The sequence below is a fragment of the Bacillus sp. 275 genome (assembly GCF_001999205.1).
Taxonomy (GTDB): Bacteria; Bacillota; Bacilli; order Bacillales; family Bacillaceae; genus Bacillus; species Bacillus velezensis.
Genome location: NZ_CP019626.1, coordinates 1660940 through 1676546, shown reverse-complemented (window position 1 = coordinate 1676546; position 15607 = coordinate 1660940). Strand labels below are relative to the sequence as shown.

Genomic DNA, 15607 nt, shown 5'->3' with positions numbered 1-15607 from the left:
CTCCTTATCTTTGTTTTTTTTAGCGTAGCACAGCAAAAACAAATATTTAAGATGCATGTTATGAAATGTAACAAAAAATACTAAAAAATCTAAAAATTTTATGAAAAATTATATAGGGCTGATTCGTACCGCACACATCTTAAAACCGGGCATTTTACAGTCCGGATCCAAGGCTTCACCAATTAAGTCGTTGACGTTTTGCGTGTCAGACCAATGGATGGGAACAAACAACGTGTCTTTTCGTACGTTCTCCGACCATCTGCTCCGGACCGTGATGCTGCCCCGGGGGGATTCTATTTTCACGAGAACACGGTCTTCGATATGGTAGTCGGCCGCCGTTTTTGGGTGGATTTCCACAAAGGATTCGAAATGTCTTGCAGCCAGGGCGGAGCTTTTTCTCGTTTGGACACCCGTTAAGTAATGAGACATCACCCTGCCCGTGGTTAAATAAAGCGGATAGCCGGCGCTCGGTTTCTCTTTCGGGACGGCCGGTTCATTTGGAATCACGCTTAATTCAGCTCTGTGATCGGGATGGGCAAATGAGTGCTCAAACAATCGCCCGGTTCCGGGATGATCCGCTTCAGGACATGGCCACTGAATGCCGCCTTCCCGCCTGAGCCTGTCATAGGTGATGCCAGAGTAATCAGCAATTCCGCCGCGGCTCGCTTCTCTCAGTTCGTTAAAGATTTCCTCCGCCGACGTATAGGGAAAATAATGCCCTTTACCAAGAGCGGAGGCAATGTCACAGATGATCTGCCAATCATGTTTCGCTTCTCCGGGGCAGGTGCGGCTCGCTTCTCTTAATGTCACGCGGCCTTCTACATTTGTCATCGTGCCTTCGTCTTCCAAATAAGAGGAGGCGGGTAAAATCACATCCGCGAATGCCGCGGTCTCAGAAATAAATAAGTCAACTGCGACAAAGAATCTCAGTTTCTTGATTGCCTGCTTGACGAAATTCGCATTTGGGCCGGAAACAGCCGGATTGGAACACATGATAAACAGTCCTTTGATGTCGCCGCTATCTATTTTTTCTATCATTTCATAGGCTGAGACGCCTTTTTGCGGCAGCTCATCCTGATGAATCCTCCACACCTTCGCAATATGCGCCCGGTGTTCTTCAATTTCGATAGAACGGTAGCCCGGAAGCTGATCCGCTTTTTGGCCGTGTTCTCTCGCGCCTTGTCCGTTGCCCTGACCGGTAATCGCCCCGTAACCTGAGAAGGGCTTGCCGATTTTTCCCGTGATCAGCACCATATTTAAGAAAGCTTTCACTGCCGCGGTACCGTCAGTCTGCTGTTCGATCCCCCGCGCTGTAAACAGCATGCCGGATGTTTCCTTGGCAAACTTCACGGCGGCCTTTCGCATATGCTCCAAAGGAACACTTGTCTGCTCGGAGATCTCTTTCAGATCCAAAGCGTCGGTATGCCGTTTGAGCTTATCGAATCCGTTTGTGCGGGTGCGGATAAAGTCTTTGTCTGTAAGCTGTTCGTCAATGCAGATTTTGACGAGTCCGTTTGCCAGGGCTGCGTCTGTGCCGGGCTTGATTTTCAGGTGAAGATCGGCTATTTTGGTCGTCGCCGTTTCCCGGGGATCAATGGCGATAATGTAAGCTCCGTTTTCTTTCGCTTTATCAAAATACGGCATGATCGTCGGCTGGCATTCGGCGATATTGGTGCCTGCCAGGATGATGACACGTGTATGCGGGATGTCCGATAATGGATTCGTCAGGCCCCTGTCCGCGCCGAATGTCTGGCCGGCCGCCGTTGCTGCGGCAGACATACAGAGCCGCCCGTTGTAATCGATGTATTTCGTCTGTAAGCCGACCCGTGCGAACTTTCCAAGCAGATAGGCTTCTTCATTTGTAATTGAGGCGCTCCCGTAGACGGCCATCGCATCATTGCCGTGTTCGGTTTGGATCAGATTGATTTGTTCCTTAATGCGATTCAGTGCTTCAGCCCAAGAGACAGGCACAAATTCACCGTTTTTTTTAAGCAGGGGGCGTGTAATGCGGGAAGAGTGCACGGCATGCTGATGGGCATTCATGCCTTTTGTACATAAACGGCCATGTGTCGTCGGATTATCAATGCCGATTGCAGTGTATTTCTTCCGTGCCGCGAAGGTTTGTTCCGTAAGCTGCATTTTGCATTGCATGCTGCAGAACGGGCATTGCGTCTCATATGTTTTTTCCGATTGGACATCTTGCAGTTTGTCACGGAAATAACGGAGCATCGGTTCAGTCAAAAAGCTTCATCCTTTCGTATGGCGTTTTCCCGGCAGACAGGTTTTGCAGCAGGGATATGTCTGAACGGAGATTTTTCAGAAGCTGTGTCCGCATATCTTCTTCAAACAGCATTTCTCTGATATGGACGAGGCCGAGTCTGTCAACCCATTGATAAATCGCTTCGTTGTAGTGAGCTGTTTCGCGATAATATTGAATAAGGCCTTTCATCATAGCGGCGGTACTGTCTTCGTTATCCGTCACACAAAAAAGGCTGCCGGCGCGGGCTTGTTTTCCGCGGACGCCCCCGATATAAATCTCCCAGCAAGTTTGTGTCTGAAGCGCGCCGATATCCTGAATGTAAGCATCGGTGCAATTGTTTTCACATGACAAGCTGACGGATACATAAGCGGGGACGGCAAGTGTATCGGTATCTCGTTCAATCCTGCTTGCCAGCTCTTGAAAGGAGCGATGCTGTCCGCACGTACATGCTTTGATTTGAATCGTCCTGCGGTGCCGGGGGGAGAAAGCCGGCATGTTCAGTGCTTTTCTGATGCTTGCAAGGTCATTTGGCCTGATTCCGGAAAGCCTCAGCCGGTGACTGTCAGTCATCGAAACCTCGGGGATGCCGTATGTTTCAATGACGTCTGCGATGTTTTTGAGCTCTGCCGCACTTGTCAGTCCGCCGTACATTTGCGGAATCAGGGTGCATGTCTCTTCCGCCGATATTTCATTGAACTGCATAAAATCAGGCCGCATCCTTTCCAGGTAGTAGTGAAGCGCCGGAATACAAATGCGGCAGCCGTTTTCTGTTTTCCAGCCGATCACTTCCATCACCTCGGCGGCATCAGTGAACGGACGGCGCCGAAGTTCGGCGATGACTTCTTCTTCCGTCAAATCGGTGCAGCCGCAAAACGAAGGCTGGCGGGAGGGTTTTGTGTAATCATCGCTCGCCATATACTTCAGCAAGTCTTCAACGAGCGGCCTGCATCCTCCGCAAGACCCGGATGCTTTTGTCATGTACTTCACTTCCTCCGCGGTTTTTAAGCCATATTTGTTCACCGCTTCTTCAATGGAGCCCTTGGTCACTGAGCTGCATTGGCAAATGGTTTCATGGGGAGGCATGGATTCAAAGGATATACCGCCCTGATCCGGTTCCATGAGCTGTTTTTTCACGATGGAAATATCTCTTTGCTTCACAAGGCTGTCGAGAAGCCGCTGTTTACCGCGCGTGTCCCCGAATAAAATAAAGCCGGCCGGTTTATCGTCCTCAAAGAGCGCTTTTTTGTAGATGCCTGCATGCTCATCATGGAACAATATGCCGGCTGTGTGCTCATCCTCGTGCACCTTTCCTGCCGACCATACATCAATACCGGCTATTTTTAAGGCCGCAGATTGTGCAAAGCCTTGAAACCCTTCGCACGGGACGCCGCATAGATGCTGCGCGAGCACTTTTCCCTGTTCATAAAGCGGCGCCGCCAATCCGTATACAATCCCGTCATGCTCCGCGCATTCACCGACGGCATACACATTCGGTTTGTTCGTCTGCATGAATTGATTGACGATGATTCCTCGGTTCACTGAAAGTCCGGCAGATGCAGCCAAACGGATATTGGGCCTCACACCGGCGGCCATGACAATCAGGTCTGCTTCTATGGAAGAACCGTCTTTGAAACGGATGCCTTCCGCCCGTGAGTTTCCTGTAATGGATGCCGTGTCTTTCTCTAAAAGAAAGACTAAGCCTTTTCGTTCCAGCTCTTTCTGCAGCAGGCGGGATGCCGTTTGATCAAGCTGTTTTTGCATAATGGCGGAAGAGTGGTGAATGACGCTGACGTCCATGCCGAGCTGCCGTAAGCCGACGGCCGCTTCAAGACCTAATAAACCGGCGCCGATGACCGCCGCCTTTTGATACCGGCCGGCCGCATTGATAAGGGATTGGCAGTCCTCTATTGTCCGAAAGCCGTACACACCTTCTTTATCTGCTCCGGGTATGGGGAGAATATAAGGAGAGGAGCCCGTTGCAAGGATGATTTGATCGTAAGTCATGCTGCGCTTCCGATCCGTTGTGACAACCTGCCGTTCTGTATCAATGTGTACAACCGTTTCTTCCGTGTAAAGCGTAATTCCGTTTTTTTCGTACCATTCGCGGCTATTCAGCGTAATGTCATCAAGCGAAACCTCACCTTGTAAAACGGAGGATAAGAGAATGCGATTGTAATTGGGATGAGGTTCGCTTCCGAAAATGACAATCTCAAACATGTCACGGTTCATCTTTAAAATGTGTTCAATACAGCGGATTCCGGCCATTCCGTTCCCTGCTGCAATTAATCGTTGTTTCTTCATTCGCCAAACCTCCTTTGCAGCTGCCTGTAAGATTGCTTCTCTATGAGAAATTATGGCACATTGCCTGATTAACGCATTAAATGTGTCGCATTATCTTACACATGTCTTTTCCGGTGAATGCCGGTCATATATTCTTGATTCAGCAATTTGAAATGATAGAAGACCGGAAAGGAGAATGTTATGAAGCTGTCGGAATTAAAAACAAGCGGTCATCCGCTCACTCTGCTCTGTTCCTTCTTATATTTTGATGTGAGTTTTATGATTTGGGTAATGCTGGGAGCGCTCGGCGTTTATATTTCTCAGGATTTCGGGTTATCTTCTTTTGAAAAAGGGTTTGTCGTGGCTCTGCCGATCTTATCAGGATCTGTGTTTCGGATCATTTTAGGCGTGTTAACGGACAGGATCGGGCCGAAGAAAACAGCCGTGATCGGGATGCTGATCACGATGATCCCGCTGCTTTGGGGGGCATTCGGCGGCCGTTCTTTGACTGAGCTGTATGCGATCGGCATTCTGCTGGGCGTGGCCGGCGCAAGTTTTGCTGTTGCGCTTCCGATGGCGAGCCGATGGTATCCGCCTCACTTGCAGGGGCTTGCGATGGGGATAGCAGGTGCCGGCAACAGCGGCACTTTGTTTGCGACATTGTTCGGTCCCCGCCTTGCGGAACAGTTTGGGTGGCACAGTGTAATGGGAATTGCGCTTCTTCCGTTGATGATCGTTTTTATACTGTTTATCGTCATGGCGAAGGACTCTCCTGCACAGCCCGCACCGCAGCCGCTTATAAACTACCTTCACGTGTTCAGGCAGAAGGAAACATGGTGTTTCTGTCTTTTGTACGGCGTCACTTTCGGAGGTTTTGTGGGATTATCAAGTTTTTTGGCGATTTTTTTCGTTGATCAATATCAATTGTCAAAAATCCATGCCGGTGATTTCGTCACAATATGTGTCGCAGCGGGCAGTTTTTTTCGCCCTGCAGGAGGCTGGATTTCAGACCGTGCGGGAGGTGCGAAAGTTCTGGCTGTACTGTTTGTCATCGCGGCTCTGTGTATGGCGGGAGTCAGCAGCCTGCCTCCGCTTTCAATGGTGATCGTTCTGCTGTTTATCGGAATGATGGCGCTCGGTATGGGCAACGGAGCGGTATTTCAGCTTGTCCCTCAGCACTTTGCAAAAGAAATCGGAATGGTGACGGGAATCGTCGGAGCAGCCGGCGGCATAGGGGGTTTTTTCCTTCCGAATATTTTAGGATCATTGAAGCAGATGACGGGAACGTATGCGATCGGTTTTATCTCTTTCTCATGTATCGCATTGCTCGCATTTGTGCTTGTTCTGGCCGCAGGCTATTTTTGGAGAAAAAGCTATGGCACTGAAAACAGTCCTGCGGATGTTTAAGTTTGGGCGGAAGACACGTATGACAGCGTGTCTTTTTTATGATTGATTATTTTTCACTTGATTTTAAACGGAGAATATATCAGAATAAATAGTAACCATTACGATTTATAATAATGTACATCATGATGAAAAAGGGCAGGTGTGGGGTATAAATCGTAATCATTCTATTTTGTCAGGAGGCTATTTTATGAAAAAAATTCCGGTTACAGTATTGAGCGGCTATCTTGGTGCCGGAAAGACGACCGTTCTGAATCATATTTTACAAAACCGCAGCGGTTTAAAAATTGCCGTCATCGTCAATGACATGAGCGAAGTAAATATAGACGCGGGCTTGGTGAAGCAGGGAGGCGGCTTGTCAAGGACGGATGAGAAACTCGTAGAATTATCCAACGGCTGTATCTGCTGCACGCTGCGTGAAGATTTATTAGTCGAAGTTGAGAAACTCGCGAAAGACGGCAGATTTGATTATATTGTGATTGAATCAACAGGGATCAGCGAACCGATTCCCGTTGCCCAGACATTTTCTTATATAGATGAAGAAATGGGCATTGTTCTGACAACATTCTGCAGGCTGGACACAATGGTGACCGTGGTGGATGCAAACCGCTTCTGGCATGATTTCCAGTCCGGTGACAGCCTTCTTGACCGGAAGGAAGCGGCGGGTGAAGAGGATGAACGGGTGATTGCCGATTTATTAATTGACCAAATCGAGTTTTGTGATGTGCTCATTTTAAATAAATGCGACATGGTGGGCGAAAAAGAGCTTGAACAGCTGGAAACGGTCCTTCGCGCATTACAGCCCCGTGCCAGACTGATCCGGTCCGTCCGCGGAGAAGTGCCCGCCGAATCCATATTGAATACCGGTTTATTTGAGTTTGAGGAAGCGAGTTCATCAGCAGGATGGATAAAGGAACTGACGGCAGGTCATGAAGCGCACACTCCCGAAACGGAAGAGTACGGCATCACTTCGTTTGTGTACTCGCGGCGTCTGCCGTTTCATACCGCTCGTTTTGACAGCTGGCTGCATCAATCAATGCCTGACAGCATTGTGCGCGCAAAAGGAATTGCTTGGTGTGCAACCCGCAACAGTCTTGCGCTGCTGATGTCTCAGGCGGGTCCGGCGGTTTCGATTGAGCCTGTTTCTTATTGGGTGGCGGCAATGCCGAAACTTGAGCAGGAGCAGAACAAACAGCAGGAACCGGAGATTCTGGAAGATTGGGACGACCAATTCGGAGACCGTCATACGAACCTGGTGTTTATCGGAACAGATTTAGATGAAGCAGCCATTACAAAGGAATTGGATCAGTGCCTGCTCACGCCGTCTGAGTTTGATTCCGATTGGTCGCAGCTTGAAGATCCTTTTCAATGGGATATTCAGCGGGCCGAATAACATACCGGCCAAGTTTAGAAGCAGGTGAAAAGGGAAGGAGTGATGAAAAAGGAGCTGACCAAGTGTGAAAGCACTGACATACCAAGGAAAAGAACATATGGAAGTGAAAGAAGTCCCGGCACCCGCCATTCAAGATGAGAGAGATGCCATCGTTCGAATCACCGCAACCGGGATATGCGGTTCAGACCTTCATTTATATAAAAACGGAATACCCGCCGATCCGGGTTATATCGTCGGGCATGAGCCGATGGGAATCGTTGAAGAAACGGGCAGTCAAGTCAAAAAGCTGAAAAAAGGCGACCGAGTCGTGATTCCTTTTAACATCGGCTGCGGAGAATGTCATTATTGCAAGCACCAGATGGAAAGCCAGTGTGATGAATCTAATCCAAATCCTCATACAGATGCCGGCGGCTTATTCGGTTTTTCGGAGTTTAACGGTAATTATCCCGGCGGGCAGGCTGAATATTTACGTGTTCCTTATGCTGATTTCTCTTCTTTTCTGGTTCCGGCAGACAGTGAGCTTGAAGATGAGCAGGTGCTGCTTCTGTCAGATGTCATGCCGACCGCCTTTTGGAGCGTCCAGCACAGCGGAGTGAAAAAAGGAGATACAGTCGTGATTCTGGGATCAGGTCCGATCGGCTTAATGGCGCAAAAATTCGCGTGGAAAAAAGGAGCTAACCGGGTTATCGCAGTTGATCAAGTCCCGCACCGCCTTGAACATGCGAGACGCATAAACGGAGCAGAGACCTTCAATTTTTCAGAACATGATGAGATCGGGAAACTGTTGCATGAACAAACGTCAGGGGGCGCGGATGTAGTGATTGATTGTGTCGGAATGGACGGCACGCCGCTTTCAAAAGAAAAAACAGAGCAAAAACCGAATCAGTTCGGAACGATCAGTCCGATTCTTACAGCATCAGAAGCCGTTAAGAAGTTCGGAACCGTGCAGCTCACGGGCGCATACATTTCTGAAGCGGACGGCTTTCCGCTCGGTGATTTTTTCACACGCAACGTTTCTTTAAAAATGGGCCAAGCACCCGTTATTCATCTGATGCCGATGCTGTATCAAATGATCGAACAAAATGAAATTGATCCGACGGATATCATTACACACAAAATGAGTCTTGCGGAAGCTCCTGCTGCATATGATATATTTGACAAAAAAGAAGATGGCAACATTAAAGTGATTTTAAAGCCATAGCGAGGAGAAACATGATGAATATTTACAGACCGGCGGGATTTTGGATCAGATTGGGAGCCGTGGTACTCGACTATTTAATTACTTCAGTGCCTTTGGTGATTATTTTTATGCTGGCAACAGGAAAAGATCCGAATGAGAGCACAATGATCAGCATCATTTTGACTCTTTATGCTATTTTGCTCCCTGTATACTGGAACGGTTATGTTATCGGCAAAAAGATCTGCGGTATCCGCATCGTCAAAAAAGACGGCACTCAGGTAGGCTTCCTCACTATGATTTTGAGAGTGCTTGTGGGCGGCCTGATATATGGCGTGACGTTTGGAATTGGTGTGATCGTGAGCGCATTCATGGTCGGAATGAGAGAAGACAGACGGTCAATCCACGATTTTGTAGCGGGAACGTATGTCACATACGCGCTGTCGGACGAATCGATTGAAAAGAGCGAATAATTTCGCTCTTTTTTTGCATAAAAAATGGATGAGGGAGCAACATATAACAAACGTTAAAGGAGGAAAGAGTCATGAAAAAAGCTGCATTGTCTGGGACTGACCCCATAATATGAGACAAACAAAAAACACCTTCAAGTTTGAAAACGGATCGTTGTTATCCGAAATTAGACTTGGAGGTGTTTTTCTATGAGGGCAAGAGTGAGTTATCCGGTTGAAGTCAAACAGAAGGCTGTAGAAATGAGATTGGCGGGCGTGCCTGTGAAGGAGATCATGCAGGAATTGAATATAAAGAATAAGACGCAGGTGCAGACATGGGTCAGGTGGTATAAAGCTGGGGACACACATCGATTCGAACAACCTGTCGGAAAGCAATATTCTTATGGAAAAGGTCCAGAGTATTCTTCCGAATTAGAGAAACTGCAGGCAGAAAATCGTTATCTGAGACAACAGAATGAAGTGTTAAAAAAGTACAACGAATTGGAAAGGAAGCTGATAGCGAAACGCCAGTCGAGCTTGTAGAAGCATTGCGCGGCACAATGACCATACAGGATATCTGTATTCATTTAGGTATCTCACGAGCATCTTATTATCGTTGGAAGAAGAATCTGATGAAAGATAACCCTAAATACCATTTAGAAAAACAAATCGGCACGTTGTGCCGAGAACATAAGTATCGATATGGCTATCGGAAAATCACAGCCATATTAAAAAAGGGAATGCGTATTAATCATAAAACGGTTCAGCGCATTATGCAGAAAAACCAGTGGCAATGCCGGGTTAAGGTGAAAAAGCGCAAGAAGAATGGGCAGCCATATGCCGTGGCCGAGAATATATTAGATCGGAACTTTCAGTCTGATCGCCCTCTGGAAAAGCTAGTAACGGATATCACATATTTGCCTTATGGGCAGAAACAATTGTATCTTTCCAGTATATTGGATTTATACAATGGAGAAGTGATTGCTTTTACGATTGGCGATAGACAGGACACAGATTTTGTCTTACACACACTTGATCAGCTGCCCGTACTCCCAGAGAACTGCGTGTTACATAGTGACCAAGGTTCTGTTTATACATCTTATGAGTATCAGAAAGCTGTTAAAACAAAAGGCATTACCATGAGCATGTCCCGTAAAGGGACACCCGCTGATAATGCCTCCATCGAATCGTTTCATTCCTCACTAAAGTCTGAAACGTTCTACCTCGACAGGTTGGAAAGCACTACGACGACCATCGTAGAGCAAACTGTCGAAACCTATATATACTATTATAACAACATTCGTATTCAAACGAAACTAAACAACCAGCCGCCGGTCACATACCGACAGCTGGCTGCTTAAAGGTGTTTTGATCCCTGTCTCAAAAACGGGGGTCAGTCCCGTCTTTAGCTGCGTTTTTCATTACAGCAATGGTTTTCACAATGCCGGCACACGCCGCCGGAACAAAAATGCCTTCAACCATGTCACTCACGGAACAGCAGAAAAAAGAAATTGAATCACTTGAAAAAGAAGTGCTCGAAAAACGAAAACATGTCATATCCAAATATGTTGAGTACGGAGTCCTGCCGAAAGAAAAAGCAGAACATATTAAACAGCATATGGACAGGCGCTTTAACATGATGAAACGAAATGGGTTTGTCCCGAAGCCTCCGCCTCATAAATTGGAAAAGCGGCATCATCATTCTTAAGCATCCGGCAAGCCGGATGCTTTTTTGTTTTTATCGGGATTGCTCTGAAACGCGTTTCATAACGTATGATATCAATATCATACGCATCAGGAGGATGAAACACATGATACATAAAAAACAGGGCCTGTTCCCTGATACATTTCTATGGGGGTCAGCCTCGGCTGCCTATCAGGTTGAAGGAGCCTGGAATAAAGACGGTAAAGGACCTTCAGTATGGGACTTATTCACGAAAATACCGGGTAAAACGTTTAAAGGCTCAAATGGCGATACAGCAGTCGGCCATTATGAGCGTTATAAAGAAGATATCGCATTGATGGCAGAAATGGGTTTGAAAGCTTACCGCTTTTCTGTCAGCTGGCCGAGAATTTTTCCGAATGGCAGAGGGGAAATCAACGAATCAGGGATCGCATTTTACGAAGACCTGATCGATGAATTGATTTCTAACGATATTGAGCCGGTGCTGACTCTTTATCACTGGGACTTGCCTCAGGCGCTGATGGATGAATACGGCGGCTTTGAATCAAGAAAAATGATTGATGATTTTAATAATTACTGTATTACGTTATACAAAAGATTCGCCGGCAAGGTGAAATACTGGGTCACGTTAAATGAGCAGAATTATAATTTTCATAACGGGTTTATTACAGCTGCACATCCGCCCGGCGTAAAGGACAGAAAACGATTTTATGAAGCCAATCATATCGCATTTTTAGCTAATGCCAAAGCGATTGAATCCTTCAGACAATATGTTCCTGGCGGCATGATCGGCCCGAGCTTCGCTTATTCACCGGCTTATCCGCTTACAAGTCATCCTGAAGACATAACTGCATTTGAAAACGCAGAGGAATTTATGAACCATTGGTGGCTTGATATGTATTGCCGGGGGACTTATCCGCAAATTCCTTTCAATTATTTAAAGGAAAAGGGCTGGGCGCCCGCCATTGAAGCCGGGGATATGGAATTGCTTGCAAAAGGCAAGCCGGATTTTATCGGTGTTAATTATTATCAGACGATTACGTACGAAAGAAATCCTCTTGACGGTGTATCGGATGGGAAAATGAACACGACTGGTCAGAAAGGGACAAACCAGGATACCGGTATGCCGGGGCTGTTTAAAACGAAAAAGAATCCGAACCTCGTGACGAGTAATTGGGATTGGACGATTGACCCGATAGGTCTGCGCATCGGCCTCCGGCGTATAACGAGCCGCTATGAGCTGCCGGTTTTTATAACAGAAAACGGGCTGGGGGAATTCGATAAAATAGAAGAAGACGGCTCAATTCAGGATGACTACAGAATTGACTATTTAAGCTCCCATCTTGAACAGTGCAGAGAGGCCATTAGTGACGGAGTTCATCTCATCGGCTACTGCAGCTGGTCATTCACGGATCTGTTAAGCTGGCTGAACGGCTATCAAAAACGCTACGGTTTTGTCTATATCAATCGAGATGAAGAAGATGAAAAGGATTTGAAACGGATCAGGAAAAAAAGTTTTTATTGGTACCAGAATGTAATTGAAACAAACGGTAAAAGTTTATAAAAGTTCCCTGAGAGAAATATGATTCTCTCAGGGATTTCTTTTACATTGCGGCTGCATCAATAATATACGTATCCGCATGAAGATCGGATATTTCGGCAGGCACTGAATAACAGGTAAGGCTGTATCGGCCTTTCGGAATATGAAAGAAAAGCCGCTTTGACATCACGCTTTCAATCTCAATTCCATCTTTTACAGCCTCAAAGGGAACAGTCGCTTTTTTCTCATAGGATGGTACCGGTTCACTTGTGTTAAGCCTGAGGACGATAAATGCCCTCGTATTTCTCCTTGCCTCAAATGAAACAGCTCCGTCAGCTTCCGCATATCCTTTTTCAATGGCTTCATCGGTCCAATCGATAACAGGCGGTTCTGAATCTTTTTGGAAGATTGTAAATTGATGATAAGAAATGGCCAGTTCTTGCGGTTTCCATGATTTATTCAATGCGCTGTTCCTCCTGTTTTTTACTTGATTTTAAATAATACTCTCGTTCCGTCGGGATCATTGGTAAGCTGGTGTCCGACCCAAGAGCCGGCTCCGCGGTTGTCTGCCGGAGAAATATATTCTACGGAGGCGTTGTTTCCGCCCTGTTTACAAACCGCCATCGGCCATTCATCTCTATCGTATCCCGTTTTGACAGGCACATGTTTAAGGGATTGCTCACGCCGCTTATGTACTCCGTCTCTGTCAATGGTGCATATGCTGGAATGTCCTTCTTTTATCGCGTCCTTAATATGCTTTGCTGTTTCCGGATATCGATCGGACGGAAATAAGATTACTTTGTCGTAATCACTCTTCTGAACGGTCTGCTCGTTATCTGAGAAAAGATCACCCTTGATCAGGGCCGCGACTGCTCCGGCAATGATGATAAGAACAAGCAGCAGTGCTTTTAATGTTTTCAAGAGTATCAATCACCTCCAGTTTTAATTGCTGTAAAGCTGGTCCAAGAATAAAGCAGAATCGGCCGGCTGTAAAGCTGTTAAAATATATTTCTCAGCCGCAATTCAGCTGAATATCTGTAAAACCATCCGCACAAATCAACTTTATTCATTAAAAATTCAATCAGAAAGTGTTTTTTGCCGTTTCCCTATTCAGAAATGAACGGTTGCGGGTGTATCGTCAATTGACTTATTATAGCGATAAGCTCACCGGCAGGATATCTTCGTCTGCGAGTGTCCGACCCGAAAACCTTGGTCTGCATGACCGTGCGCAACAAGACGATAAAAAGACGGCCATCTGATAAGAAGGCCGTCAGCAAATCATTCCAGATTCGCATGCTTTGTAAACATGTCTGCTGAATTCAATTCTTTTTTCTCCATGATTTTTAGAATAACCGCATCGTAAAACAGCAGAAGAGTTTGTTCGAATAAAGAACCCATCGGCTGAATCGTCTTTCTGTCTCCGCCGGTCTCTTCCTTAGGAGAGCCGGGAATCGTTATTGTAAGATCCGCAAGTTTGCCGAGACTTGAGTCGGGGTTAATCGTTAATGCAGTGATGATGCCGTTAAGGCTTTTGGCTTTTTCAGCCGTATGAAGCAGACTTTTTGTTTCGCCTGAGCCTGAGCCGATGATGACGAGACCGCCTTCTTGGAGGGGAGGGGTAAGCGTCTCACCGACGATGTAAGCGTTCAGGCCGATGTGCATCATCCTCATGGCGAACGCTTTAGCCATAAAGCCGGAACGTCCCGCTCCGGACGTGAAGATTTGATCTGCCGATAAAATCTGATTCGCAAGCTTGTCAGCTTCACTGTCGGATATTAATGCTGCGGTGCGGGTTATTTCATTTAGTATTTCATGTAAGTATTCAGTCGTTTTCATGATCCTTGTGTGATCAGCTGTTTCATTTTAGCAGCAGCATCCGCTTTATTGTCAGCTCCCGTAATGCCTCCGCCGACAATGATTAAATCTGGGTTTTGTTTGATGGCTTCAGGAAGCGTATCAAGTTTAATGCCTCCGGCAATTGCGGTTTTAGCGCTCTTGACCGCTTTTTTAATCGCTGTCAGTTCCTCGAATGAATTTTTTCCTTCTGCTTGAAGATCATAACCTGTGTGAACACAAATATAATCAACACCGAGTTGGTCAATTTCTTTTGCCCTTGTTTCAAGGTTTTTTACGTTAATCATGTCGACGAGAATTTTTTTCTGCTGTTTTTTTGCTTCGGCAACCGCCCCTTTGATCGTTGAGTCGTCTGTCGCTCCTAAAACGGTGATGATGTCAGCTCCCGCTTCTGCCGCTTTCATAATCTCGTAACCGCCTGCATCCATGATTTTAAGATCGGCAAGCACTTTCAAGTGAGGAAAGGCTGATTTCATTTCCTGCACGGCTTTCAGTCCTTCATTAATGACAACGGGAGTGCCGATTTCTACAACATCTATATATGGTTCGACCTCTTTCACAAGTTCAATTGCTTCCGGGATATTTACTAAGTCTAATGCCAGCTGTAATTCCACTTTATATCCACTCCTCTTTTTCATGTATTTCCATTCTATAAAGTGCCCCGCATGTTGAGAAGTACGCACTTTGAAGTCTAATAGTTACTTTGAGGATACTGTCCCCGCAGGCAATGCGCTTTGTTTCAGCAAAACTGCGTGGTAGTATAAACTGATGAAAGTTGTGTAAAAAAGTAAGCGTGTATGAATAGATGATGACCGTACAAAAAGTAAGAGGAAGGAGAATTGTCCGTGAGCCGAATGGATGAGAAAACGTTTAATTGCGAAAAGGAATTGACGCTTGCCGTGATAGGCGGGAAGTGGAAAATGCTGATTATGTGGCACTTGGGAAAAGAAGGGACAAAGCGGTTTAATGAGCTGAAAGCTTTAATTCCGGATATTACGCACAAAATTCTTGTGAATCAGCTCAGAGAGCTGGAGCAGGATCTGATCGTTCACAGGGAAGTTTACCCTGTCGTCCCTCCGAAAGTGGAGTATTCTTTAACGGCGCAAGGAGAAAGCCTTATGCCGATTCTGGACGCCATGTATAAGTGGGGAAAAGATTATATGGAATTAATCAACATTGATAAAACTGCAATAAAGGAATCTTTTTGAAGTGCTCTATGTAAAATAGAGTGCTTTTTTTGCGGTTTAATGAAATCATATTGCGAACGATTAAATCTCCTGTTTCGGTTCTTGCGCTGTTTTTTCCGGGTCAGCTTACGTACGTAAATTTTTTTCATTCTGCCATAACTGGATATTCGACAGATTTTCATTATAGTTTAAAGATTTTTAATTTTACATAAATAATATTTTTAAAAATAAATTGCGGGATGCCGCAAAATACCCTCTGGAATTGTCGGAATTTTTTTCGGTGTGCCGAATGAAACTTTTCACCCATTTTTCGGTGATAAAAACAATAATTTCATATAAAGTGAACGTAAGTAGATATATAGTAATTCATGAAGAAATA

At 46.0% G+C, this 15607-nt stretch carries 14 protein-coding genes; 8 read left to right on the top strand and 6 right to left on the bottom strand.

The features are described 5' to 3' along the window. Positions 1-108 precede the first annotated feature (108 nt). Both nasC and nirB read right to left on the bottom strand, forming a co-directional pair. Positions 109-2241 carry an assimilatory nitrate reductase catalytic subunit NasC gene (gene nasC, locus BZ167_RS07925; protein WP_033575148.1) on the bottom strand — a complete coding sequence of 711 codons (2133 nt, stop codon included), beginning with the start codon at positions 2239-2241 and terminating at the stop codon, positions 109-111. Beyond that, positions 2234-4561, bottom strand: coding sequence for a nitrite reductase large subunit NirB (gene nirB / locus BZ167_RS07920; protein ID WP_033575149.1), 2328 nt, complete (start codon positions 4559-4561; stop codon positions 2234-2236). Before nirB ends, nasC begins: the two co-directional genes overlap by 8 nt. A 180-nt stretch (positions 4562-4741) precedes the next feature. On the opposite strand from nirB, the gene BZ167_RS07915 reads away from it, so the two are divergent. From BZ167_RS07915 to BZ167_RS07885, 7 genes are all read left to right on the top strand, one after another. Continuing rightward, complete coding sequence (locus BZ167_RS07915) at positions 4742-5947, top strand: MFS transporter (RefSeq protein ID WP_033575150.1); 1206 nt, start codon at positions 4742-4744, stop codon at positions 5945-5947. Positions 5948-6134: 187 nt separating this feature from the next. Then, a complete protein-coding gene (locus tag BZ167_RS07910) occupies positions 6135-7337 on the top strand; it encodes a GTP-binding protein (protein ID WP_015416778.1) in 1203 nt (400 codons plus the stop codon). 64 nt (positions 7338-7401) lie between these two features. Next, entirely contained in the window at positions 7402-8538 is a 1137-nt protein-coding gene (locus BZ167_RS07905; RefSeq protein WP_015416779.1) for a zinc-dependent alcohol dehydrogenase, read from the top strand. A gap of 14 nt (positions 8539-8552) precedes the next feature. Then, positions 8553-8987 (top strand): RDD family protein, encoded by a 435-nt coding sequence (locus BZ167_RS07900; RefSeq protein ID WP_033575151.1) that lies wholly within the window; start codon positions 8553-8555, stop codon positions 8985-8987. 186 nt (positions 8988-9173) lie between these two features. After that, positions 9174-10324, top strand: a protein-coding gene (locus tag BZ167_RS07895) for an IS3 family transposase (RefSeq protein ID WP_095352997.1) whose coding sequence is annotated in 2 segments (ribosomal slippage) — positions 9174-9447 and positions 9447-10324 — 1152 coding nt in all. Because the reading frame shifts where the segments join, the coding sequence is not laid out codon by codon here. 68 nt (positions 10325-10392) lie between these two features. Beyond that, on the top strand, positions 10393-10671 hold the full coding sequence (locus tag BZ167_RS07890) for a YckD family protein (protein ID WP_077392023.1): 279 nt from the start codon (positions 10393-10395) through the stop codon (positions 10669-10671). A 103-nt stretch (positions 10672-10774) separates the two neighbouring features. Further along, positions 10775-12211: a glycoside hydrolase family 1 protein gene (locus BZ167_RS07885; protein WP_060675311.1), complete on the top strand. Its 1437-nt coding sequence runs from the start codon at positions 10775-10777 to the stop codon at positions 12209-12211. A gap of 40 nt (positions 12212-12251) precedes the next feature. On the opposite strand, the gene BZ167_RS07880 is transcribed toward BZ167_RS07885, so the two are convergent. From BZ167_RS07880 to hxlA, 4 genes are all read right to left on the bottom strand, one after another. Then, positions 12252-12650 (bottom strand): competence protein ComJ, encoded by a 399-nt coding sequence (locus tag BZ167_RS07880; RefSeq protein WP_020955304.1) that lies wholly within the window; start codon positions 12648-12650, stop codon positions 12252-12254. Positions 12651-12670: 20 nt separating this feature from the next. Further along, positions 12671-13108: a NucA/NucB deoxyribonuclease domain-containing protein gene (locus tag BZ167_RS07875; RefSeq protein ID WP_003156588.1), complete on the bottom strand. Its 438-nt coding sequence runs from the start codon at positions 13106-13108 to the stop codon at positions 12671-12673. 357 nt (positions 13109-13465) lie between these two features. After that, a complete protein-coding gene (hxlB, locus tag BZ167_RS07870; RefSeq protein WP_039252823.1) occupies positions 13466-14023 on the bottom strand; it encodes a 6-phospho-3-hexuloisomerase in 558 nt (185 codons plus the stop codon). Then, positions 14020-14655, bottom strand: coding sequence for a 3-hexulose-6-phosphate synthase (gene hxlA / locus BZ167_RS07865; RefSeq protein WP_031378686.1), 636 nt, complete (start codon positions 14653-14655; stop codon positions 14020-14022). Before hxlA ends, hxlB begins: the two co-directional genes overlap by 4 nt. Positions 14656-14886: 231 nt before the next feature. On the opposite strand from hxlA, the gene BZ167_RS07860 reads away from it, so the two are divergent. Then, entirely contained in the window at positions 14887-15249 is a 363-nt protein-coding gene (locus tag BZ167_RS07860; RefSeq protein ID WP_007409352.1) for a transcriptional activator HxlR, read from the top strand. The last annotated feature ends 358 nt before the right edge of the window (positions 15250-15607 follow it).